The organism is Pseudomonas sp. WPR_5_2 (genome assembly GCF_003634475.1).
Classification (GTDB): domain Bacteria; phylum Pseudomonadota; class Gammaproteobacteria; order Pseudomonadales; family Pseudomonadaceae; genus Aquipseudomonas; species Aquipseudomonas izuensis.
The window spans coordinates 132,606-155,772 of record NZ_RBLA01000009.1 but is presented as its reverse complement, the minus strand read 5'-3'; the positions used below and the strand labels follow the sequence as shown (position 1 = coordinate 155,772).

The window sequence follows — 23,167 nt, the reverse complement described above, 5'->3', positions numbered from 1 at the left end:
CTGACAGTTGCGATTCTCTCTAACGCACACCTAATCTCGCCTGCCACCCTCCACTTAAAATGGGGCGCCAGTGGCGCTTTCACAGGCTGAACACCTTCGCCTGTGAGCCAACTCACCGTGGGCAGGTAACAATAATGAACACTACAAATGAAACGGCTGGCAACGACTCCCCCTTTCTTGACCCAACGTTTGGACAACAAGGGAAAATTTCGCATTCATTTCCTGGCACTAGAACTTCCCAAGTTGCTGGCGTGGCGGTGAATAAAAGCGGAAAAATTGTTGTAAGCGCTACGACATACAGCGATGACGGAAGGCAGTTTGGCTTGTTTCAAATGAATGAAAACGGCTCCATCGACACGCGATTTGGCCGCGACGGATACGTCAGAGACAACTTCTTGCCTAGTGTCGACGCATTGGGTGGCCCTATTTCTATTTTCGATGACAATAAAATTTTGCTATCTGGCTTCAACCACACCGAAGAAGGTGGATATCAGCCTGTACTGCTACGCGTAAACGAAAATGGTGAACGTGACATCAGCTTTGGTGATCGTGGCCATGTCATCGTTAACATTCCATCAACCGAGCCGCAATTAAGGAGCCTGCAAGGCAGCGACACCTCATCTTCAAATAGCATGAGCAGTACAACAGTCCAGCCCGATGGAACCATATTGTTGACTGTCCACAGTTCCGTTAAAGGGCAAGATGGTTACGGAATCATCATGCGGTTCCTGCAGAGCGGCGCTCCCGATACGAGTTTCGGCAATTCAGGTTACGTAAAATTCAAGGCAGGTGGTGATTCTGTAAAGCTGTCCGGGCACTTGGTCCAAGTAGATGGAAAGATCATCGTTTTTGGCGGAGTCCAGAAAGAACACGAGCATGGACTTATCGTCCGGTTCAACCGTGATGGGTCACCTGACAAAACTTTTGGTGCTGGTGGTTTCTCTTCTTTCAGTTATAGAGATCATTCAACCCATATCAATCAAGTCATTTTGGCGCCAAATGGACGACTAGTCGCCGCAGGTTTCGTCTACACCTACAAAGATGTTGGCTTGGGCACCAATGATTGTATGGTCATGGGATTTACGAAGGATGGTCAATACGACACTACCTTCAACTTTGGCAAACCTGCAATCTCGCAACCAAGACCTCAGAATTGCTTGTGGCTCGGAGGAACGTCGTTAATCAATCACATCACGATGACAATCGGCAATGTAATTGCCCAACCTGAAAATGGCGAAAAAAATGAATTTCTTGTAGGGAGCTATCTGGGGAATGGTTCTCTGGATCCTGGCTTTGCCGATGGCGTTGGCTGGAAAACGATTCCGGTGTTTGGCGATAGCGATGGCGCAGTTGCTTTCGCCTTGATGCCCGATAACAAACTGTTGATTGCTGGAAACAGCTGGCGGTTTACAAGCTACCAGACATCATTTGTTCGACTCGCAAGTTACTAATCACAGCAAGCGAATGCACAAAAGTATTGCCCGTAGCTGAAGTCAGGCTCGGGCAATCTTTTGATGGCAACTTAGTTCTTGTGCAACTTGCTCATCAACTCCGCCTCAGCCTGGGTCAAGCCGCAGGACTGGGTCAGTTCGTCGACGCTGGCGCCCATCCCCACCAGTCGCGCCGCCTGGGCGAACGACAGGCTTGTGGGGTCGCGCTGTTCCACGCGGGCGAGCTGGTCCGGCAGGGGCGCGACAATGGCACGTAGTTCGTGCAGGTCTTCACCCATGCGCACATTGCCGTTCTGGTAGTCATCGACCCGTTTGGCCAGGTCCTTGATGCGCTGATCACGCAGCGCATCTCCCTGGGCCTGTTGCGCGGCGATCTTGCGTTGATCGCGAATGTACGCCAGAAACATCGCCAGCGTGCCTGCCCAGAACAGGAACAGGACAATGACCGCAACCTCGAGAATCAATCAGATACTCTCCAGTTCCGACCATTCTTCTTCGCTCATCATCTTGTCCAGTTCGACCAGGATCAGCAGTTCGTTGTTCTTGTTGCACACGCCTTGAATGAACTTGGCGGATTCTTCATTACCGACGTTCGGCGCGGTTTCGATTTCCGACTGACGCAGGTAAACCACTTCGGCCACGCTGTCGACCATGATCCCGACCACTTGCTTGTCGGCTTCGATGATGACGATACGGGTGTTGTCGCTGATTTCGGCATTCATCAGGCCGAAACGCTGACGGGTGTCGATCACGGTGACTACGTTACCGCGCAGGTTGATGATGCCCAGCACGTAGCTCGGGGCACCCGGCACCGGGGCGATTTCGGTGTAGCGCAGGACTTCCTGAACGCGCATCACGTTGATGCCGTAGGTTTCGTTGTCCAGCTTGAAGGTTACCCATTGCAGGATCGGATCTTCGGACCCTTTTGCCGCCGTCGCCTTATCATTCATACCCTGACCCCTCGAAAAACCGCCGTGGCGGTGTGTGTTCTGTGCTGCGGCATTTGAATGCCGTCGCGTGTTTGTTGTGCAGTGTTCATTTCAATTTTGGGGCCGGCTTGCTGCCGCCCATGTGCTTTGCCCCACCGCTGGCGATCAACTCGGCCAGTTCGGATACGTCGAGCAACGCACACATGTGTTCAATCACCGTGCCCGCCAGCCATGGCCGCTGACCACGGTGGCTGCGCCACTTGATTTCGTTCGGGTCCAGGCGCAACGAGCGACTGACCTGATGCACCGCCAGCCCCCACTCGTAGCCCTGAACGGAAATGACGTATTGCAGGCCCTGGCGGAAGTCATCGCGATAACGGTCGGGCATGACCCAACGCGCGGTGTCCAGAACCTTCAGGTTGCCCGCCTGGCTCGGCAGGATGCCGAGGAACCACTCCGGTTGGCCGAACAGCGGCGTGAGCTCATGGCCGGCCAAAGGATAAATCGACCCCAGGCACACCAGCGGCACCGCCAGCGTCAACCCGGCAACATCGAACAACAGGCATTCGAACGGTTCGGCTGCCCAGGCCGGACGACCGTCGGTTTCCACCGGTGGCGGCGTGTTGGCGGGTGGCAGGTGAACCTCGACCACCGGGAGCACCAGCGCTTGGTGAACTTCGACAACCGCTGGCTCCGGTGTTGGCTCCACCTCGGCGGATGGAGGCACCAACGCTTGCAGCAACGGAGCGATGGTCGATACCGGCGCCAGGACAGGTGCCGGTGCTTCGACTACGACAACGGGTGTCTTCGCTGCCGGCGTGGCCACTGGAGCGGGAGCGGCCACGGCTTTCTGCGCATCCCGGGCCTGTTCTTCGAGCACTGCCGCCTGGAATTCGTCCAGCGCCGCTTCGACCTCGACCACCTGGGGAGGCGCTTCGATTGACGGAGCAAACTCCTCGGTGATGTCCTGCAGCAAGCTTTCCAGATAAGACTGAAGCGCCAGTTGCGGGCGCGACGTAGTTTTCAATGGCCGGTTCATGTGCGCACCCCACGGCTATGGCTCATCTCACGCCACCTGCGGAACGAGTTGTGCCGCCAGCAGATGCTTGAGCAACGCACGGTAGGCGAGTACGCCGCGGCTCTTGCCGTCGAATTGCGAAGGCGTCAGCCCCGCACGACTGGCATCGCGCAGGCGCGTGTCCACGGGAATGTAGCCCTGCCAGATCTCTTCCGGAAACTTGTCGCGCAGCACCCTTAGCGTGCCGAGGGACGCTTGCGTGCGACGGTCAAACAGGGTTGGCACGATGCTGAACGGCAAGGCCTGCTTGCGTGAACGGTTGATCATCGCCAGGGTGTTGACCATGCGTTCCAGGCCCTTGACCGCCAGGTGTTCGGTCTGCACCGGGATCACCAATTGCTGGCTTGCCGCCAAGGCATTGACCATCAGCACGCCGAGCAACGGCGGGCTGTCGATCACTGCGTAATCGAAGTCCTGCCACAACTGCGCCAGGCTCTTGGCAATCACCAGGCCCAGGCCACTCTGGCCTGGCGACTGGCGCTCAAGGGTGGCCAGGGCGGTGCTCGATGGCAACAGGGAAATGCGTTCGTCACTGGTGGACAGCAGCAATTGCCCGGGCAAACCCTGCGGCACGCTGCCCTTGTGCAGGAACAGGTCGTAGTTGCTGTGTTCCAGGCTGTCGGGGTCGTAGCCGAAGTAGCTGGTCATCGAGCCGTGGGGGTCCAGGTCGACCACGACCACGCGCTTGCCCGCCTCGGCCAGCAAACCGGCTAAAGCGATGGAGGAAGTGGTTTTACCGACACCACCCTTTTGATTGGCGACTGCCCAGACTCTCATTCGGATTGTTCCACCCGGCCGACCATAAGGAATCGGCCGAGAAATAGCTCAACGTGTTAATGCGGGTGACGGAGAATTGACGGCGCTCTCTCGTACCGGCGACTTGACCGGGGTCGGTGCAGTTTGTGTGCCAGCACGCTTCAAAGCAGCATCCGGTGTGGTATGAGCGGTTCCGGTCCCGGTCAGGCTGCGGCGCACGTCAAGATTGCGTGATACCACCAGCACCACGCGACGGTTGCGCGCCCGCCCTTCGGCTGTGGCGTTGTTGGCCACCGGCTGGAACTCGCCGTAGCCGACCGACGCCAGGCGACCGGGGTTCACCCCCTGCATCGCCAGCATGCGCACAATGCTCGCCGAGCGGGCCGACGACAGTTCCCAGTTGGTGGGGTATTGCGCGGTACGAATAGGCTGATCGTCGGTAAAACCTTCGACATGAATCGGATTGTCGAACGGCTTCAGAATGGCCGCGACCTTATCGATGATGTTGAACGCGATGTCGCTGGGCATGGCATCGCCGCTGCCGAACAACAGGCTGGAATTGAGTTCGATCTCGACCCACAGCTCATTGCCACGCACCGTCATCTGATTCGAACTGATCAGGTCACCGAACGCCGCGCTGATGTCGTCGGCAATGCTTTTCAGCGGATCGCTGGCCCCGGCGATGCCGGCGTCGACCTGCTCGGCATCCTTGACCAGCGGCTTGGCCGGGGTCACGGTCTTCGGACGCTCGTCACCGATCGGGATCGGCTTGAGCGCGCGTTCGGTGTCGGAGAAGACCCCGATCAGCGCCTCGGAAATGATCTTGTACTTGCCTTCGTTGACCGAAGAGATCGAGTACATCACCACGAAAAACGCGAAGAGCAAGGTGATGAAGTCGGCATAGGAAACCAGCCAACGCTCATGGTTTACATGCTCTTCATGCTGTCGGCGACGAGCCATAGTCCATTACCCCCATCAATCCATGAAGCCCTGAAGCTTCAACTCAATGGAGCGAGGGTTTTCACCTTCGGCGATCGACAGGATGCCTTCGAGCAACATTTCGCGATAACGCGACTGGCGCAGCGCAACGGATTTGAGTTTGGCGGCAATCGGCAGCAGCACCAGGTTGGCACTGGCCACACCGTAGATGGTGGCGACGAAGGCCACGGCAATGCCGCTGCCCAGTTGCGATGGATCGCCGAGGTTGCCCATGACGTGGATCAGGCCCATCACCGCACCGATGATGCCGATGGTCGGCGCATAACCGCCCATACTTTCGAACACCTTGGCCGCTTCGACGTCGCGGCTTTCCTGGGTGAAAAAATCCACTTCCAGAATACTGCGGATGGCTTCGGGTTCGGCGCCGTCCACCAGCAGTTGCAAGCCTTTGCGCGAGTAGCTGTCCGGCTCGGTGTCGGCCACCCCTTCCAGCCCGAGCAAGCCTTCCTTGCGTGCGGTCAGGCTCCAGTTGACGACGCGATCGATGCCGCCGGCCAGGTCGACACGCGGTGGAAACAGAATCCACGCCAGTATCTGCATGGCCCGTTTGAAGGCGCTCATCGGCGATTGCAGCAACGCCGCGCCGATGGTCCCGCCGAGTACGATCAAGGCTGCCGGGCCGTTGGCCAGCGCCCCGAGGTGCCCGCCTTCAAGGTAGTTGCCACCGATGATGGCGACAAACGCCATGATGATGCCGATGAGGCTGAGAACATCCATCAGATACAGGCCTCGACCAGGTGCTTGCCGATGTCGTCCAGGCTGTACACCGCGTCGGCGAGCTCGGCTTTGACGATGGCCATCGGCATGCCGTAGATCACGCAGCTGGCTTCATCCTGGGCCCAGATCGAACTGCCGCCCTGTTTCAACAGGCGCGCGCCTTCGCGGCCGTCGGCGCCCATGCCGGTCAATACCACCGCCAGAACTTTGTCACCGTAGGTTTTCGCCGCCGAACCGAAGGTGATGTCCACGCACGGTTTGTAGTTCAAACGCTCGTCGCCCGGCAAGATTTTCACCGCGCCGCGGCCGTCGATCATCATTTGCTTGCCACCGGGTGCCAGCAACGCCAGGCCCGGACGCAGGATGTCGCCGTCCTCGGCTTCCTTGACGCTGATGCGACACAGCTTGTCCAGACGCTCGGCGAAGGCCTTGGTGAAGGCTGCCGGCATGTGCTGGATCAGCACGATCGGTGCCGGGAAGTTGGCCGGCAATTGAGTCAGTACCCGCTGCAGGGCAACCGGGCCGCCCGTGGATGTGCCGATGGCCACCAGTTTGTAGGCTTTGCGCTTGGGGGCCGGCGACGAGGGTGCGGCGGCGTGAGTACGCGCCGGGATCGGTGCCGGACGCACAGGCGCGCTGCCGCCATAACTGCCGAGGCTGGAAGGCGCAGGTGCTGGTGCAGGAGCCGCTACAGGCGCCGGAGCACTGTAGGCGCTGACACGACGGTTGCTGCGCGCGATGCTGAGTATCTTCTCGCACAGCAGTTGCTTGACCTTCTCGGGGTTGCGCGAGATGTCTTCGAAATTCTTCGGCAGGAAGTCCACCGCGCCGGCGTCCAGCGCGTCGAGGGTCACCCGGGCGCCTTCGTGGGTCAGCGAGGAAAACATCAAGACCGGGGTCGGGCAGCGCTGCATGATGTGCCGCACCGCCGTGATGCCGTCCATCATCGGCATCTCGTAGTCCATGGTGATCACGTCCGGCTTGAGGGCCAGCGCCTGATCGATCGCCTCTTTTCCGTTGGTCGCCGTACCGACGACCTGGATATTCGAATCCGCTGAAAGAATTTCCGAGACGCGGCGGCGGAAAAACCCCGAATCGTCCACCACCAGGACTTTGACTGCCATAAACACTCCGTTAGATGCAGCGGGGCCTCAGTCGCCCCGCTCCACCAGAATCAAATACGCCGCGTGGCGTAACGCTTGAGCATGCTCGGAACATCGAGAATCAGCGCAATGCGACCGTCACCGGTAATGGTGGCGCCCGACATGCCCGGGGTTCCCTGGAGCATTTTGCCCAATGGCTTGATGACCACTTCTTCCTGGCCCACCAGTTGATCGACGACGAAGCCGATCCGCTGGGTGCCCACCGAAAGGATCACCACATGGCCTTCGCGCTGCTCTTCGTGAGCGGCGGAGCTGACCAGCCAGCGCTTGAGGTAGAACAACGGCAGCGCCTTGTCCCGCACGATCACCACTTCCTGGCCATCCACCACGTTGGTGGTCGACAGGTCGAGGTGGAAGATCTCGTTGACGTTCACCAGCGGGAACGCGAACGCCTGGTTGCCGAGCATGACCATCAACGTCGGCATGATCGCCAGGGTCAACGGCACCTTGATGACGATCTTCGAGCCCTGGCCCTTGGCGGAGAAAATGTTGATCGAGCCGTTGAGCTGGGAAATCTTGGTTTTCACCACGTCCATGCCCACGCCACGACCCGACACGTCGGAGATCTCGGTCTTGGTCGAGAAACCCGGGGCGAAAATCAGGTTGTAGCATTCGGTGTCGCTCAGGCGATCGGCCGCGTCCTTGTCCATCACACCGCGTTTCACCGCGATGGAACGCAGGACATTCGGGTCCATGCCTTTGCCGTCATCGGAGATCGACAGCAGGATATGGTCGCCTTCCTGTTCCGCGGCCAGGATCACCTTGCCGCCACGGGCCTTGCCCGAAGCTTCGCGCTCTTCCGGCGACTCGATGCCGTGGTCGACCGCGTTGCGCACCAAGTGGACCAGCGGATCGGCCAGGGCCTCGACGAGGTTCTTGTCGAGGTCGGTTTCTTCGCCGACCAGTTCCAGAATGATTTCTTTCTTGAGCTGGCGAGCCAGGTCGCGAACCAGGCGCGGAAAGCGCCCGAAGACTTTCTTGATCGGTTGCATCCGGGTCTTCATGACCGCGGTCTGCAGATCGGCCGTCACCACGTCGAGGTTCGACACGGCCTTGGACATGGCTTCGTCGCCACTGTTGAGACCCAGGCGCACCAGACGGTTACGCACCAGTACCAGTTCGCCGACCATGTTCATGATTTCATCGAGACGCGCGGTATCGACCCGCACGGTGGTCTCGGCTTCGCTGGCCGGTTTTTCCGCCGGCGGCGCAGCTTGGGCACGGGCTGGAGCCGGTGCGGCAGTGGGTGCTGGAGCGGGCGTTTCGGCTTTCGGCTCAGGTGCCTTGGCCGCAGGTGCAGGTGCAGCCTTGGCGACAGGGGCCGCCACCGGAGTGCTGGCGCCGGTAACGGCTGCCGATGTGCTGCCGACTTCGGTGAACTTGCCTTTGCCGTGCAATTCGTCGAGCAGCGACTCGAATTCGTGATCGGTAATCAGGTCGCTACCGGCTGCGGCGGCCGTTGGTGCCGCTGGCGTCGGCACCGAAGCAATGGCCGATTCCAGCGCCTCGACGGCAAAGTTGCCCTTGCCGTGCAATTGGTCGAGCAGCGCTTCGAATTCGTCGTCGGTAATGTCGGAACTGTCGCCCGCGGCTTTCGGAGCCTCCGGCGCGGCAGGCGCAACAGGGGCCACCACCACATCCACGGCGAACTGGCCTTTACCGTGCAACTGGTCGAGCAACGACTCGAACTCGGCATCGGTGATTTCGTCGCTGGCAACGCCATCGCCAGCAAGTTCAGGTGCAGCCGCCGGCGCCTCGGCCTGAGCCTTGACGGCGTTCAGCGAGTCCAGCAGTTGTTCGAATTCATTGTCGGTGATGTCACCCGTTTCGCTTTGTGCGACAGGCTCTTCAACCACTTCGGCAACGAGCGCAGGTGCAGCCTCGTCTGCCGTTTGCGGCTCGGCCAGACGGGCCAGTGCCGCGAGCAGTTCAGGTGTGGCCGCCGTGATCGGGCTGCGCTCGCGGACTTCGCTGAACATGCTGTTCACCGCGTCCAGTGCTTCGAGAACCACGTCCATCAGTTCCGAATCGACGCGACGTTCGCCCTTGCGCAGGATGTCGAACACGTTCTCGGCGATGTGGCAGCACTCCACCAACTCGTTGAGCTGGAGGAAGCCGGCGCCCCCTTTTACAGTGTGAAAACCGCGAAAAATTGCATTGAGCAAGTCCGCATCATCCGGCCGGCTTTCCAGCTCGACCAGTTGCTCGGACAGTTGCTCTAGAATCTCGCCGGCCTCAACCAGGAAATCCTGAAGGATCTCTTCATCGGCGCCGAAGCTCATTAATGGTGTGCTCCTAACAGGTTTAAAAACCCAAAAAACCTAAAATTCCGAACCCTAAAAACCCAGGCTGGATAGCAAATCGTCCACATCGTCCTGACCGGACACAACGTCTTCTCTTTTATCGGCATGAATCTGCGGACCTTCACCCTGAGAGAGATGTTTTTGTGGATCTTTTTCGGCAAGCATCGCATCACGGTCATGTTCGATGCCCGCAAAGCGGTCCACCTGGCTGGCCATGAGTACGAGCTTGAGCAGGTTGCTTTCAACTTCGGTGACCAGTTGGGTCACACGCTTGATCACTTGACCTGTGAGGTCCTGGTAATCCTGGGCAAGCAGGATGTCATTGAGATTGCTCGACACCGCGCGGCCGTCCTCGGCGCTGCGTGTCAGGAAGCCGTCGACCCGGCGCGCCAGTTCGCGGAACTCTTCAGCCCCGACTTCGCGACGCATGAACCGTCCCCAGTCGGTGCTCAGGGCCTGGGCTTCTTCGCTCAGGCGACTGACCAGCGGCGTGGCGTTTTCCACCAGGTCCATGGTGCGGTTGGCCGCGGCCTCGGTCAGCTTGACCACATACCCCAGACGCTCGGTGGCATCGGTGATCTGTGACACTTCCTCGGCTTGCGGCATGTGCGGGTCGATCTGGAAATTGACGATCGCACTGTGCAACTCGCGGGTGAGCTTGCCCACTTCCTGATACAGGCCGCGGTCACGGGTCTGGTTGAGCTCATGGATCAATTGCACAGCATCGCCGAACCTGCCTTTTTCAAGGCTCGCGACCAGTTCGACGGCGTGTTTTTTCAAGGTCGATTCAAAATCGCCCTGCGAAGATTCGTTATGCCCCATAGCTCCCCCGTGGCGCAGTTCAACCGATGCGTTCGAAAATCTTCTCGATTTTTTCTTTCAACGCCTGGGCCGTGAAGGGTTTGACCACATAGCCGTTTACACCGGCCTGGGCCGCTTCGATGATCTGCTCGCGCTTGGCTTCAGCGGTCACCATCAGCACCGGCAGGTGCTTGAGCTTTTCATCGGCACGCACGTGGCGCAGCAGATCGATACCGGTCATGCCAGGCATGTTCCAGTCCGTTACCAGAAAGTCGATGCTCCCGCTGTTGAGTACCGGAATGGCGGTAGTGCCATCGTCGGCCTCGACCGTGTTGGTGAACCCTAGGTCACGCAACAGGTTTTTTATGATCCGCCGCATCGTTGAGAAGTCATCAACGATGAGGATTTTCATGTTCTTGTCCAATTCGACCTCCAAGCAGACTAAAACGCGCCCAGCACCTGGACGCGCCATTTCAATCAATCTGGCAAAGCACTCGATGACTGTCTGGAGTACAGCGGATCGAGACCGGCGCGGTTCATCACCCCACCAGCCACGTCGCAGTGCCCCCACACTGCCTTCAGCGCGCTCGCCACTCTCCCAAACGCCCCCGCAAACGGGCCGCGCACTGGCTGTGTAACTGGCTGACCCGAGATTCGCTGACCCCCAGGACCTCACCGATTTCCTTGAGGTTCAACTCTTCGTCGTAGTACAGCGCCAACACCAGTCGCTCACGCTCCGGCAAATTGGCAATCGCGTCCGCCAGCGCCGCCTGGAAGCGTTCATCTTCCAGATCGCGTGACGGTTCGAGATGAGCACTCGCGCCATCCTCGTGCAGCCCTTCGTGTTCGCCGTCCTGCAACAGATCGTCGAAACTGAACAACCGGCTGCCCAGGGTGTCGTTCAAAATCCCGTAATAATCGTCGAGACTCAATTGGAGTTCGGCCGCAACTTCGTGATCTTTAGCGTCACGGCCGGTTTTAGCTTCAATCGAGCGAATGGCGTCGCTGACCATGCGGGTATTGCGGTGGACCGAACGTGGCGCCCAGTCCCCCTTGCGCACTTCGTCGAGCATGGCGCCGCGGATACGGATGCCCGCGTACGTTTCGAAACTCGCGCCTTTGCTGGCGTCGTATTTGGTCGACACTTCAAGCAGGCCGATCATCCCGGCCTGGATCAGGTCTTCGACCTGGACGCTGGCCGGCAGGCGCGCCAGCAAGTGGTAGGCAATGCGTTTGACCAGTGGCGCGTAACGCTCGATCAGCTCGTACTGCGCGTCACGCGCCGACTTCTTGTAGAGGTTGTAACCGCTGGCTGTCATAGCACCGGTCCTGCCGTCTGTTGCACGAGGCGCTCGACGAAAAACTCCAGGTGCCCGCGCGGGTTGGCCGGCAGCGGCCAGGTATCGACCTTTTGTGCGATTGCCTTGAAGGCCAGCGAGCACTTGGAACGCGGAAAGGCTTCGTAGACGGCACGTTGTTTCTGCACGGCCTTGCGTACGCTTTCGTCGTAAGGCACGGCGCCGACGTATTGCAGGGCGACGTCGAGGAAGCGGTCCGTGACCTTGGTCAACTTGGCAAACAGGTTGCGACCTTCCTGCGGGCTCTGCGCCATGTTCGCCAGGACGCGGAAGCGGTTCATGCCGTAATCGCGGTTGAGCAATTTGATCAAGGCGTAGGCGTCGGTGATCGAAGTCGGTTCGTCGCAGACCACCAGCAATACTTCCTGTGCCGCGCGCACAAAGCTGACTACCGAGTCACCAATACCCGCAGCGGTGTCGATCACCAGCACGTCGAGGTTGTCGCCGATGTCGCTGAACGCCTGGATCAGGCCGGCATGCTGCGCCGGGCTCAAATGAACCATGCTCTGGGTGCCGGACGCGGCCGGCACGATGCGGATGCCGCCAGGCCCCTGCAACAGCACGTCGCGCAGCTCGCAGCGGCCTTCGATCACGTCGGCCAGGGTACGTTTGGGTGTCAGGCCCAGCAGAACGTCGACGTTCGCCAGCCCCAGGTCGGCGTCCAGCAGCATGACGCGCCGGCCAAGCTCAGCCAAAGCCAGGGACAAGTTCACTGACACGTTAGTTTTCCCGACGCCACCTTTGCCGCCGGTCACCGCGATCACCTGTACGGGATGCATGCTGCCCATGTTATTTCTTTACCTTGTCTTGCATAGACGGAGGCCACATTACTGGCTGCGCGTTCGCAAATGGAACAATGCATGGCAGACCATCGATGTAGGTACAAAAACTATTCATTTTCACCTCAGCCTACCTGTTTGGTCGGGCTGTGGTAGATATCAGCGAACATGTCAGCCATGGCTTCTTCGCTGGGCTCTTCCTGCATTTGCACGCTAACGGCCCGACTGACCAGTTGATGACGACGCGGCAGATGCAAATCATCCGGGATCCGCGGGCCGTCGGTCAGGTAGGCCACCGGCAATTCATGGCTGATGGCCAGGCTCAACACCTCGCCCAGACTCGCCGTTTCATCCAGTTTAGTCAGGATGCAGCCAGCGAGCCCGCAACGCTTGTAACTGTGATAAGCGGCGGTTAGAACCTGTTTCTGGCTGGTGGTTGCCAGGACCAGGTAATTTTTTGACTTGATGCCACGCCCGGCCAGGCTTTCAAGCTGCATGCGCAGGGCCGGATCGCTGGCCTGCAGGCCGGCGGTATCGATCAGCACGACGCGCTTGCGCAGCAGTGGATCCAGTGCCTGCACCAGCGATTGCCCCGGATCGACGTGGGTCACCGACACATTGAGAATCCGGCCCAGGGTCTTGAGTTGCTCCTGGGCACCAATACGATAGCTGTCCATGCTCACCAGCGCGATGTTCTGTGCGCCGTATTTAAGCACGTAACGGGCAGCCAGCTTGGCCAGGGTGGTGGTCTTGCCCATGCCGGCAGGGCCGACCATGGCAATCACACCGCCCTCTTCGAGCGGTTCGACTTCCGGTGTGGCGATCATCCGCGCCAGGTGTGCCAGCAACATGCGCCAGGCCTGGCGGGGCTCTTCGATGTCGGTGATCAGCGCCAGCAAATCCCGCGACAACGGACCGGACAGGCCAATGCGTTGCAGGCGGCGCCAGAGGTTCGCCTGGTCCGGACGGCTGCCCTGCAGCTGGTTCCACGCTAAAGAGCCCAGCTGAACTTCAAGCAGCTCCCGCAGGCCGTTGAGCTCGAAGCGCATCGAGTCGAACACGCGCTGATCAACCGCAGGCGCAGCAACAGGGGCCGGCGCAGGGCGACGGGGCTCGGCGTAGGTCGGTTCGATCAGCGGCTCGGCGGCGGTGAGCGGCAGGCCTGCGAACAACTGGCGATTGGTGGCGTTGTCGCTCTCGCCTTCGCTGCGCAGGCTCAATTCGGCCTGGGCGGTGACGATCCGCGACTGAGTCTTGCGCAGCTCGTCTTCGAGTTCCATGTTCGGAACGCGCGGAGCCAGCGCCGACAGTTTGTAATCCAGGGCAGCCGTCAGCTCGACACCACCGGCGATCCGGCGGTTGCCAATGATGGCGGCATCCGCGCCCAGCTCATCACGAACCAGTTTCATGGCCTGACGCATATCGGCGGCGAAAAAACGCTTAACTTGCATAAACCACTACCTCAGCCGTTGGGCCCTACTGTCGCAACGATGGTCACTTGCTTGTTGTCAGGTATTTCCTGATAGGCCAACACATGCAAACCCGGGACTGCCAGCCGGCCAAATCGCGAGAGCATCGCGCGAACCGGACCGGCCACCAGCAGAATCACCGGTTGACCTTGCATCTCCTGACGCTGAGCCGCATCGATCAACGAGCGCTGCAGCTTCTCGGCCATGCTTGGCTCCAGCAGAACGCCCTCTTCCGAGCCTTGTCCTGCCTTCTGCAGACTATTGAGCAATATTTGTTCCAACCTTGGCTCCAGCGTGATGACTGGCAGCTCCGAGTCAGTGCCTACAATGCTTTGCACGATGGCGCGGGAAACGCCGACGCGCACCGCGGCCACCAATGCGGCAGTATCTTGACTCTTGGAGGCGTTGTTGGCGATGGCTTCGGCGATGCTGCGAATATCGCGTACCGGCACCTGTTCGGCCAACAAGGCCTGCAAAACCTTGAGCAATTGCGACAGCGACAGCACGCCCGGCACCAGTTCTTCGGCCAGTTTCGGCGAGTTTTTCGCCAGCAATTGCATGAGTTGCTGCACTTCCTCGTGACCAATCAGCTCGCTGGAGTGCTTGTACAGAATCTGGTTCAAGTGGGTTGCCACCACGGTACTGGCATCGACCACGGTATAGCCCAGCGATTGTGCCTGGGCACGCTGGCTGATTTCGATCCACACCGCCTCCAGCCCGAAAGCCGGGTCTCTGGCGGTGATGCCGTTGAGCGAGCCGTAGACCTGCCCCGGGTTGATCGCCAGTTCGCGGTCCGGGTAAATCTCCGCTTCCGCGAGGATCACCCCCATCAGGGTCAGGCGATAGGCACTCGGCGCCAGATCGAGGTTGTCGCGGATATGCACGGTCGGCATCAGGAAGCCCAGGTCCTGAGACAGCTTCTTGCGCACGCCCTTGATCCGCGCCAGCAATTGACCGCCCTGGTTGCGGTCCACCAGCGGAATCAGGCGATAACCCACTTCCAGGCCGATCATGTCGATCGGCGTCACGTCATCCCAGCCCAGCTCCTTGGTTTCCTGGGCGCGGGCCGGCGATGGCAGCAGCTCCTGCTGACGCTTGACCTCTTGTGCAGCGTGGACCTTGATGGCGTTCTGTTTCTTCCAGAACAGGTACGCGCCACCCGCCGCCAGCGCCGCCATGCTCAGGAAGGACACATGCGGCATGCCAGGCACCAGACCCATCACCGCCATCAAGCCGGCAGCCACGGCCAGCGCCTTGGGCGAGGCGAACATCTGGCGATTGATCTGCTTGCCCATGTCTTCCGAACCGGAAGCACGGGTCACCATGATCGCGGCAGCAGTGGACAACAGCAGTGATGGCAATTGCGCCACCAAACCGTCACCAATGGTCAGCAATGCGTAAACCTTGCCGGCATCGGCGAAGGACATGTTGTGCTGGAAGATACCGACGGCCATGCCGCCGATCAGGTTGATGAACAGAATCAGCAGGCCGGCGATGGCGTCACCGCGCACGAACTTGCTGGCACCGTCCATGGAACCGTAGAACTCGGCTTCCTGGGCGACTTCTACACGACGGGCCTTGGCCTGGTTCTGATCGATCAGACCGGCATTGAGGTCGGCGTCGATCGCCATTTGCTTGCCGGGCATCGCGTCGAGGGTGAAACGCGCGCTCACCTCGGAAATCCGCCCGGCGCCCTTGGTCACCACGACGAAGTTGATGATCATCAGAATCGCGAACACCACGATACCGACCACGTAGTTACCGCCGATCACCACCTCACCGAAGGCCTGGATCACCTTGCCGGCGGCGGCGTGACCGTCCTGACCATGAAGCATCACCACCCGCGTGGAGGCCACGTTAAGCGCCAGGCGCAGCAGGGTCGCCACCAGCAGAATGGTCGGGAACACCGCGAAATCCAGCGGCCGCAAGGCGTAGACGCAGACCAGCAACACGACAATCGACAGGGCGATGTTGAAGGTGAAAAACACGTCCAGCAGGAACGGCGGGACCGGCAACATCATCATCGCCAACATGACCAGCAACAACAGCGGCACGCCCAGATTGCCTCGACTGAGGTCTGCCATGTGCGTGCGAGTACTGTTGAGTAACTGAGAGCGATCCACCGGTAATCCCCGTGCCTTTAAAGCAAACTTTTGACGCCTGAAGCGGGCGCACAGGGGCTACTGCAAGAAGCTTTCCAACTTTTGCGGGGGTTTGAATTAGAGAGGTTTACATGAAGATTTGTGTTGCCTGGACGGGCCTCATCGCGGGCAAGCCTTGCTCCCACAATATTGTGCCGTCCACAAAACCTGTGGGAGCCGGGCTTGCCCGCGATGAGGCCGGAACTGACAACGAAAGAATCAGGAATCGCGACGCAGATCAGGCGGAATCGGCAAATCATCCTTCAACGGATCCGGCCGCTTGCCCTTGCCGGCCTTGTACTGGCGAATCTGATAGACATACGCCAGCACCTGCGCCACCGCGAGATACAACCCACCTGGAATTTCCTGCTCCAGCTCCGTGGAGTAGTAAATCGACCGCGCCAGCGCCGGCGATTCCAGCAGCAAAATTTCGTTGGCCACCGCGATTTCACGAATCTTCAGCGCCAAAAAGTCACTGCCCTTGGCAATCAACATCGGCGCGCCGCTCTTGTCCGGGTCGTACTTGAGTGCTACGGCGTAGTGGGTCGGGTTGGTGATGACCACGTCGGCGTCGGGAATGGCGGCCATCATTCGGCGCTGGGACATTTCGCGCTGCAGCTGGCGAATCCGTTGCTTGACCTCGGGCCGCCCTTCCTGGTCCTTGTGCTCGTCGCGCACTTCCTGCTTGGTCATCTTCAGTTTGTTGATGCTTTCCCACAACTGAAGCGGTACGTCCACCGCGGCAATGATAATCAGCCCGCAGGCCATCCACAGGGTGCTCCAGCCGACCACTTGCAGGCTATGAGTGACCGCTCGATCCAACGGTTCATGGGCGATGCGCAGCAGGTCGTCGATGTCTCCCGACAACACCACCAGCGCCACGAACAGGACAATGAAAAACTTCGCCAGGGCTTTGAGCAGCTCGGTCAGGGCTTTGGCCGAGAACATGCGCTTGAGGCCCGCACCGGGGTTCATGCGGCTGAATTTGGGGGCCATGCTGCCGGCGGAGAACAGCCAGCCACCCAGGGAGATAGGGCCGATCAACGCGGCCAGCAGCAAGGTGATCATTACCGGCTGAATCGCCAGCAAGGCAATCTTCCCGGAATGCAGCAGGTAGGTGCTCATCGAGCGCTGGTCCAGCACCACGTCCCGCGACAGGGAAAAATTCAGGCGCATCAGGTCCATCAGGTCCTGGGCCAGTGCCCCACCGAAAATCAGCAGCGCGCCAGCACCGGCAAGCATGATCGCCAGGGTGTTCAGCTCTTTGGAGCGCGCAATCTCGCCCTTCTCACGGGCGTCCTTTTTCTTTTTCTCCGTGGGGTCTTCTGTTTTGTCCTGACCGCTTTCGCTCTCTGCCATGACTCAGCGCGCCTGTGCCAGTTCGCGTAAAAACTGCAAGGCCTCGCTGGCCAGCGGTTGATACTGATTGAGAATGTCCGCCAGCCCGACCCAGACGATAAACAGTCCGAGTACCAGGGTGAGCGGGAAGCCGACGGAGAAGATGTTCAGTTGCGGTGCCGCCCGGGTCATCACGCCAAACGCGATGTTGACCACCAGCAGCGCGGTGATCGCCGGCAGCACCAGCAGCAACGCCGCGCCCAGTACCCAGCCGAGCTTGCCGGCCAGTTCCCAGAAATGATTGACCATCAAGCCGCTGCCCACCGGCAACGTGGTGAAACTCTCGGTGAGCACTTCGAAGACCACCAGATGGCCATTCATGGCCAGGAACATCAGGGTCACCAGCATGGTGAAGAACTGCCCGATCACCGCCACCGACACGCCGTTGGTGGGGTCGACCATCGAGGCGAAGCCCATGCCCATCTGAATGGCGACGATCTGCCCCGCCACCACGAAGGCCTGGAAGAACAGTTGCAGTGAGAAACCGAGTACCGCGCCGATGAGGATCTGCTCGGCAATGAGCAGCAATCCGCTCAAGTCCAGCGCATTTACCGGCGGCATGGGCGGCAGGTTCGGGGCGATGACCACCGTAATGGCCAGGGCGAAATACAGGCGAATGCGCTTGGGCACCAGTGAGGTGCCGAACACCGGCATGACCGTCAGCAAGGCGCCGATGCGGAACAGCGGCAACATGAAGCTCGCCACCCAGGTGCTGATCTGGGTATCGGTCAGCTGAAGCAGCGACGACATGGCTTAGCCGATGACCTGCGGAATACTGCCGTACAACTGCAGGATGTACTCCATGAAGGTCTGCACCAGCCACGGGCCGGCCACGATCAGCGTCACCAGCATCACCAGCAGGCGCGGCAGGAAGCTCAAGGTCTGTTCGTTGATCTGGGTGGCGGCCTGGAACATCGCCACGATCAGGCCCACCAGCAGACTCGGAATCACCAGCACCGCCACCATCATGGTGGTCAGCCACAGGGCTTCACGGAAGATATCGACGGCGACTTCTGGCGTCATGGCGATACACCACCAAAGCTACTGGCGAGGGTGCCGATGATCAGCGCCCAGCCATCGACCAGCACGAACAGCATGATCTTGAACGGCAGGGAAATAATCAGCGGCGACAGCATCATCATACCCATGGCCATCAGCACACTGGCCACGACCAGGTCGATGATCAGGAACGGAATGAAGATCATGAAACCGATCTGGAAGGCGGTTTTCAGCTCCGAGGTCACGAACGCCGGCACCAGAATGGTCAGCGGCGCCTGATCCGGGCTCGCAATGTCGGTGCGCTTGGACAGGCGCATGAACAGCTCCAGGTCACTGGTGCGGGTCTGGGCGAGCATGAAGTCCTTGATCGGCACCTGGGCCTTGGCCACGGCGTCCTGAGCCGTCATTTTTTCCGCCAGATACGGCTGCAAGGCGTCCTGGTTAACCCGGTCGAACACCGGCGCCATGATGAACAGGGTCAGGAACAGCGCCATGCCCGTGAGGATCTGGTTCGACGGTGTCTGTTGCAGGCCCAGGGCCTGGCGCAGGATCGAGAAGACGATGATGATCCGGGTGAAACTGGTCATCAGCATGACGAACGCCGGGATGAAACTCAGCGCAGTCATGATCAGCAGGATTTGCAGGCTGACCGAATATTCCTGGGCGCCCTGTGCGTTGGTGCCCAGGGTGATCGCCGGGATCGACAGCGGATCGGCGGCGAACGCCAGCGGCGCGACCAGCAGCAGGGCCAGCGTCAAGACGATGCGTAGCGCACCCATTACTTCTTATCCTTCTGATCCTTGCCGAGCATCTTCAACAGATGCTGGGCAAACTCCGGAGTCGCTTTGTCGGCGGTGGCCGGCACTTCAATCGGCTCTTTAAGCACATGCAGCGCGGTGATCGTGCCAGGGCTGAGACCGAGCAGGATCTGCTCGTTGCCGACCTGCACCAGCATCAAACGGTCACGCGGGCCGAGGGCGCGGGAACCGATCAGCTCGATCACCTGCCCCTTGCCGGCCGGCCCTGCCTGCTGCACCCGGCGCAACAGCCAGGCGAGGAAGAAGATCAACCCCAGCACCAGCAGCAAGCCGAACACCAGCTGCGTCAATTGCCCGGCCACGCCGCTGTTGACCGCCGGTGCCGCGGCAGTAGCGGCTGTCGCGACAGGCTCGGCCGCCAGCACGCTGAACGGCAACGCCAACAGACCCCAAAGAAGCTTTTTCACTCAGCGCAACTTCTTGATGCGTTCGCTTGGGCTGATCACGTCGGTCAGGCGGATGCCGAACTTCTCGTTGACCACCACCACTTCGCCATGGGCGATCAGCGTGCCGTTGACCAGCACGTCCAGCGGCTCACCAGCCAGGCGATCGAGCTCGATCACCGAACCCTGGTTGAGTTGCAGCAGGTTGCGAATGTTGATGTCGGTGCTGCCCACTTCCATGGAAATCGACACCGGGATATCGAGGATCACGTCCAGGTTCGGCCCTTCCAGGCTGACCGGATCGTTGTTTCTCGGCACGCTGCCGAATTCTTCCATCGGCAGGCGGCTGGAGCCCGGAACGCCGGAATCGGCGGCCAGCAGTGCATCGATGTCGGCCTGGCCGGCATCACCGGTTTCTTCCAGGGCCGCGGCCCATTCGTCAGCCAGCGCCTGGTCGTCCTGGGTATTCATATCGTTAGCCATCAATTTGTCCTCGACGAGCAACTGCTCGATCACAAGCAGTCATTTCAAATAGGGTTGGTGTGCCGGTCAGCGGCGCTCGATCGGTTCGATCACCTGCAACGCGAGGTTGCCTTTGTGCGAGCCCATCTTGACCTTGAAGGCCGGCACGCCGTTGGCGCGCATGATCATGTCTTCCGGCATTTCCACCGGGATGATGTCCCCCGGCTGCATGTGCAGGATGTCGCGCAATTTCAACTGGCGACGGGCCACAGTGGCGCCGATCGGCACGTCGACATCCAGCACGTCCTGACGCAAGGCATTGACCCAGCGCTCGTCCTGATCGTCGAGGTCCGACTGGAAGCCGGCGTCGAGCATTTCGCGCACCGGTTCGATCATCGAATACGGCATGGTCACGTGCAGATCGCCGCCACCGCCATCGAGTTCGATGTGGAAGGTCGACACCACAATGGCTTCGCTCGGACCGACGATGTTGGCCATGGCCGGGTTCACTTCCGAGTTGATGTACTCGAAATTCACTTCCATGATCGCCTGCCAGGCTTCCTTCAAGTCGATGAAGGCCTGCTCCAGCACCATGCGCACCACGCGCAATTCGGTCGGGGTGAATTCCCGCCCTTCGATCTTGGCGTGACGGCCGTCGCCACCGAAGAAGTTGTCCACCAGTTTGAACACCAGTTTGGCGTCGAGGATGAACAGCGCTGTACCGCGCAGCGGTTTGATCTTGACCAGGTTGAGACTGGTCGGCACGTACAGCGAATGCACGTATTCGCCGAACTTCATCACCTGCACGCCACCGACCGCCACGTCCGCCGAACGGCGCAGCATGTTGAACATGCTGATGCGCGTGTAGCGGGCGAACCGTTCGTTGATCATCTCCAGGGTCGGCATGCGTCCGCGGACGATGCGATCCTGGCTGGTCAGGTCGTAGCTTTTGACGGTGCCGGGTTCGGCAATGTTATCGGTCTGTACCAGACCATCGTCCACGCCATGCAACAGCGCGTCGATCTCATCCTGGGACAGCAGGTCCTGCACGGCCATGTCGTGTTCCTACTGCAGTACGAAATTAGTGAAAAGCAACTGTTCGACGACCACTTTGCCGAGTTCTTTCTGCGCGACTTCCTGGACGCTGGCCGTGGCTTTCTGACGCAACATTTCCTGGCCGACCGGCGAGGCGAGCGTGGCGAAGTCCTGTCCGGAGAACAGCATGACCAGGTTATTGCGGATCACCGGCATGTGTACCTTGAGCGCGTCCAGATCCGCCTGATTGCGCGCGAGCATGGTGATGCTCACCTGCATGTAGCGCTGACGGCCGTTCTGGTTGAAGTTGGCGACAAACGCCGGCGCCATCGATTCGAAAATCGCCGGCTGCTTGCCCACCGGAGCGATTTCGGCCGCGGCGACAGGCTTGCTCTGGGCGCTGTGCATGAAGTACCAGGTCGCCCCCACGGACACACCGATCGCCAGCAGCAGGGCCAGCACGATCAGGATAATCAGCTTGAATTTGCCTTTGGTTGCGGGGTCTTTTACTACTGCGTCGCTCTTCGCCATGCCAATAATCCGTCACTATTCGGGTTTTCACAGTCGCACGGATAGGCAAGAGCAAGTGTTATGCCAGAACGGTTGGGAGGGGGATGGATGGACTGGCCACCACTTTAAGACCAGCGCAAAACCACTGTGGGAGCGTGCCTGCTCGCGAAAGCGGAATAACAGTCGAAAAAGATGTGACTGTTAATGCCCCTTCGCGAGCAGGATCACTCCCACAGGGTTAGCATTCAGGCCAATCAGGCGTAGTAGTCGACGGCGCTGGAGCCGATCACGCTGGTCACCGGGGCGGCGACTTCGGCGACGCCCTGTACCGGTTCGTCATCCATGCCATCGAGGCGGCCACCGCTGGCACTGGTTCGCCCGCTTTGTCTCTGTTGAGCCTGCTCCTGCCCCTGCTGCGAACCCCGGGACTGGTCGGACACATTGACGTCGACCTGGCCCATGCCCTGCTGCGCGAACATGTCACGCAAGCGATGCATCTGGCCGTCCAGCGCTTCGCGAACGCCGGGGTGTGCACTCATGAATGTCACTTGGGTCTGTTGGTCCGGAACCATGTTCACCCGAATGTCGAGGCGCCCCAGCTCGGCCGGCTGCAACTGGATATCCGCCGCCTTGAGATTGGCGCTGGACAGGTACATGACCCGATTCACGACTTCCTCCGTCCAGCCGCTCTGATGCATGGCAATCGGCTGGTTCACCGGTACCGCGTTGGCAGTTTTCGGCGTAGCCGCCTGGGTCAGCGCCGCCAGACGGTTGGCGAAGTCGTCCACCCGGGTATCGCTGCTGGCAGATTTGAGATCCTTGAGACCGTCATCGATCAGGCCGCTGAACGCCTTGTCGCCACCCTGGCTGGTGCTGTCCTTGTCGGCCTGCACGTCGAGCATGTTGGCCATGCCCGCGGCAAAGTTCTGCGCCGGGGTCTGCTCGCCATCGGCCTGCGCCTGGGCAGGCGTTGGTGCGGCTTTGGGTTGTGCCTGGCTGGACGCGGAAACGTGGCCGCTCTGCTCCATGGCCAGGCGCACGGCGGGCAGCGCGTCGAGCGGATCGGCTTCAGGGTCGAAATCGGTGTCGGTGGTGGCGACCGCTGGCGTTGTTGCGGCGACAGCCGCGGCAACCGGTGCCTGGTCCGGTTTCGGTTCGGCTTCCACCACGGGCGTCGTGGCCGGGACTGGCGCGGTGACAACTGGCTGAACGGACTGAAGCAAGGCAGGATCGAGCGCCGGATCGACAGGTGCAGTGTCAACGACCGGAGTCTGGGCGGTGTCCGCCGGGTCCTCGCTCGCCGCCTTGTCACCAGCCTGCGCCGGTTTGTCGGCGGGCAAGGTTTTGCCGCTATCGGCAACGGCCGGTTCCGGGGCGGCAGATTCGTCGTCGGCGACATCCTTCTTGCCGGCACCGTCCGGGGCTTTGTCACGTACCGGCCTGGCCGAACCATCAGCCGCTACGTCAGGTTTGTTCTGACCTTGCCTGGCATACACTTGAGCGAAGCTTGCGGCCTTGTCCCCAGGCTCGGCGGGCAGCGCCGTGGAATTGGCGGAGGCGGCCTGAGTCTTGGCCTGCGTGGCGGCCTGAAGAAGAATGTTAGGGGTAACGGGCATTT

The 23,167-nt window shown here is 60.2% G+C and carries 24 protein-coding genes; 1 reads left to right on the top strand and 23 read right to left on the bottom strand.

The features are described 5' to 3' along the window. Window positions 1-134 precede the first annotated feature (134 nt). Window positions 135-1,451, top strand: coding sequence for a hypothetical protein (locus tag BJ917_RS27575; protein ID WP_158602494.1), 1,317 nt, complete (start codon window positions 135-137; stop codon window positions 1,449-1,451). Window positions 1,452-1,522: 71 nt separating this feature from the next. Here the strand turns inward: BJ917_RS27575 and BJ917_RS27570 are convergent, their stop codons facing one another. The 23 genes from BJ917_RS27570 to BJ917_RS27460 all read right to left on the bottom strand — a co-directional run bounded on the left by BJ917_RS27570 (window position 1,523) and on the right by BJ917_RS27460 (window position 23,165). Continuing rightward, entirely contained in the window at window positions 1,523-1,915 is a 393-nt protein-coding gene (locus BJ917_RS27570; protein ID WP_121105579.1) for a DUF2802 domain-containing protein, read from the bottom strand. Continuing rightward, the gene (locus tag BJ917_RS27565) at window positions 1,916-2,401 is read right to left on the bottom strand and encodes a chemotaxis protein CheW (protein ID WP_007980742.1); all 486 of its coding nucleotides are present in this window, start codon (window positions 2,399-2,401) and stop codon (window positions 1,916-1,918) included. It abuts the gene before it with no gap. Between the two features lie 85 nt (window positions 2,402-2,486). Beyond that, window positions 2,487-3,419 carry a CheW domain-containing protein gene (locus BJ917_RS27560; protein WP_121105577.1) on the bottom strand — a complete coding sequence of 311 codons (933 nt, stop codon included), beginning with the start codon at window positions 3,417-3,419 and terminating at the stop codon, window positions 2,487-2,489. Between the two features lie 27 nt (window positions 3,420-3,446). Then, on the bottom strand, window positions 3,447-4,235 hold the full coding sequence (locus BJ917_RS27555) for a ParA family protein (RefSeq protein ID WP_121105575.1): 789 nt from the start codon (window positions 4,233-4,235) through the stop codon (window positions 3,447-3,449). 48 nt (window positions 4,236-4,283) lie between these two features. After that, window positions 4,284-5,174 (bottom strand): flagellar motor protein MotD, encoded by an 891-nt coding sequence (gene motD, locus BJ917_RS27550; protein ID WP_096509582.1) that lies wholly within the window; start codon window positions 5,172-5,174, stop codon window positions 4,284-4,286. Window positions 5,175-5,189: 15 nt separating this feature from the next. Next, entirely contained in the window at window positions 5,190-5,930 is a 741-nt protein-coding gene (locus tag BJ917_RS27545; RefSeq protein ID WP_096509581.1) for a flagellar motor protein, read from the bottom strand. Then, window positions 5,930-7,054 carry a chemotaxis response regulator protein-glutamate methylesterase gene (locus BJ917_RS27540; RefSeq protein WP_096509580.1) on the bottom strand — a complete coding sequence of 375 codons (1,125 nt, stop codon included), beginning with the start codon at window positions 7,052-7,054 and terminating at the stop codon, window positions 5,930-5,932. Before BJ917_RS27540 ends, BJ917_RS27545 begins: the two co-directional genes overlap by 1 nt. Window positions 7,055-7,104: 50 nt before the next feature. Next, window positions 7,105-9,375, bottom strand: coding sequence for a chemotaxis protein CheA (locus tag BJ917_RS27535; protein WP_121105573.1), 2,271 nt, complete (start codon window positions 9,373-9,375; stop codon window positions 7,105-7,107). Between the two features lie 54 nt (window positions 9,376-9,429). Beyond that, the gene (locus BJ917_RS27530; RefSeq protein WP_096509578.1) at window positions 9,430-10,218 is read right to left on the bottom strand and encodes a protein phosphatase CheZ; all 789 of its coding nucleotides are present in this window, start codon (window positions 10,216-10,218) and stop codon (window positions 9,430-9,432) included. 19 nt (window positions 10,219-10,237) lie between these two features. Beyond that, complete coding sequence (locus BJ917_RS27525) at window positions 10,238-10,609, bottom strand: chemotaxis response regulator CheY (protein ID WP_003183998.1); 372 nt, start codon at window positions 10,607-10,609, stop codon at window positions 10,238-10,240. A gap of 166 nt (window positions 10,610-10,775) precedes the next feature. Beyond that, window positions 10,776-11,516, bottom strand: coding sequence for an RNA polymerase sigma factor FliA (gene fliA, locus BJ917_RS27520; RefSeq protein ID WP_007894214.1), 741 nt, complete (start codon window positions 11,514-11,516; stop codon window positions 10,776-10,778). Further along, complete coding sequence (gene fleN, locus BJ917_RS27515; protein WP_008001746.1) at window positions 11,513-12,343, bottom strand: flagellar synthesis regulator FleN; 831 nt, start codon at window positions 12,341-12,343, stop codon at window positions 11,513-11,515. Before fleN ends, fliA begins: the two co-directional genes overlap by 4 nt. Before the next feature lie 116 nt (window positions 12,344-12,459). After that, complete coding sequence (flhF, locus tag BJ917_RS27510) at window positions 12,460-13,785, bottom strand: flagellar biosynthesis protein FlhF (protein WP_096509577.1); 1,326 nt, start codon at window positions 13,783-13,785, stop codon at window positions 12,460-12,462. An 11-nt stretch (window positions 13,786-13,796) separates the two neighbouring features. Further along, window positions 13,797-15,887 carry a flagellar biosynthesis protein FlhA gene (flhA, locus tag BJ917_RS27505; RefSeq protein ID WP_372237768.1) on the bottom strand — a complete coding sequence of 697 codons (2,091 nt, stop codon included), beginning with the start codon at window positions 15,885-15,887 and terminating at the stop codon, window positions 13,797-13,799. Window positions 15,888-16,163: 276 nt separating this feature from the next. Next, window positions 16,164-17,303: a flagellar biosynthesis protein FlhB gene (flhB, locus tag BJ917_RS27500; RefSeq protein WP_121105569.1), complete on the bottom strand. Its 1,140-nt coding sequence runs from the start codon at window positions 17,301-17,303 to the stop codon at window positions 16,164-16,166. 3 nt (window positions 17,304-17,306) lie between these two features. Beyond that, the gene (fliR, locus tag BJ917_RS27495) at window positions 17,307-18,092 is read right to left on the bottom strand and encodes a flagellar biosynthetic protein FliR (RefSeq protein WP_096509574.1); all 786 of its coding nucleotides are present in this window, start codon (window positions 18,090-18,092) and stop codon (window positions 17,307-17,309) included. A 3-nt stretch (window positions 18,093-18,095) separates the two neighbouring features. Then, window positions 18,096-18,365 carry a flagellar biosynthesis protein FliQ gene (gene fliQ, locus BJ917_RS27490; protein WP_096509573.1) on the bottom strand — a complete coding sequence of 90 codons (270 nt, stop codon included), beginning with the start codon at window positions 18,363-18,365 and terminating at the stop codon, window positions 18,096-18,098. Beyond that, window positions 18,362-19,120 carry a flagellar type III secretion system pore protein FliP gene (gene fliP / locus BJ917_RS27485; protein WP_121105567.1) on the bottom strand — a complete coding sequence of 253 codons (759 nt, stop codon included), beginning with the start codon at window positions 19,118-19,120 and terminating at the stop codon, window positions 18,362-18,364. Before fliP ends, fliQ begins: the two co-directional genes overlap by 4 nt. Continuing rightward, the gene (gene fliO, locus BJ917_RS27480) at window positions 19,120-19,566 is read right to left on the bottom strand and encodes a flagellar biosynthetic protein FliO (RefSeq protein WP_096509571.1); all 447 of its coding nucleotides are present in this window, start codon (window positions 19,564-19,566) and stop codon (window positions 19,120-19,122) included. Before fliO ends, fliP begins: the two co-directional genes overlap by 1 nt. Further along, window positions 19,567-20,025: a flagellar motor switch protein FliN gene (gene fliN / locus BJ917_RS27475; RefSeq protein WP_096515226.1), complete on the bottom strand. Its 459-nt coding sequence runs from the start codon at window positions 20,023-20,025 to the stop codon at window positions 19,567-19,569. A 66-nt stretch (window positions 20,026-20,091) separates the two neighbouring features. Continuing rightward, window positions 20,092-21,060 carry a flagellar motor switch protein FliM gene (gene fliM, locus BJ917_RS27470; RefSeq protein ID WP_096509570.1) on the bottom strand — a complete coding sequence of 323 codons (969 nt, stop codon included), beginning with the start codon at window positions 21,058-21,060 and terminating at the stop codon, window positions 20,092-20,094. A 9-nt stretch (window positions 21,061-21,069) separates the two neighbouring features. Beyond that, window positions 21,070-21,570, bottom strand: a complete 501-nt coding sequence (gene fliL, locus BJ917_RS27465; protein ID WP_096509569.1) for a flagellar basal body-associated protein FliL — start codon at window positions 21,568-21,570, stop codon at window positions 21,070-21,072. Window positions 21,571-21,803: 233 nt separating this feature from the next. After that, window positions 21,804-23,165: a flagellar hook-length control protein FliK gene (locus tag BJ917_RS27460; RefSeq protein WP_121105565.1), complete on the bottom strand. Its 1,362-nt coding sequence runs from the start codon at window positions 23,163-23,165 to the stop codon at window positions 21,804-21,806. Window positions 23,166-23,167 lie beyond the last annotated feature (2 nt).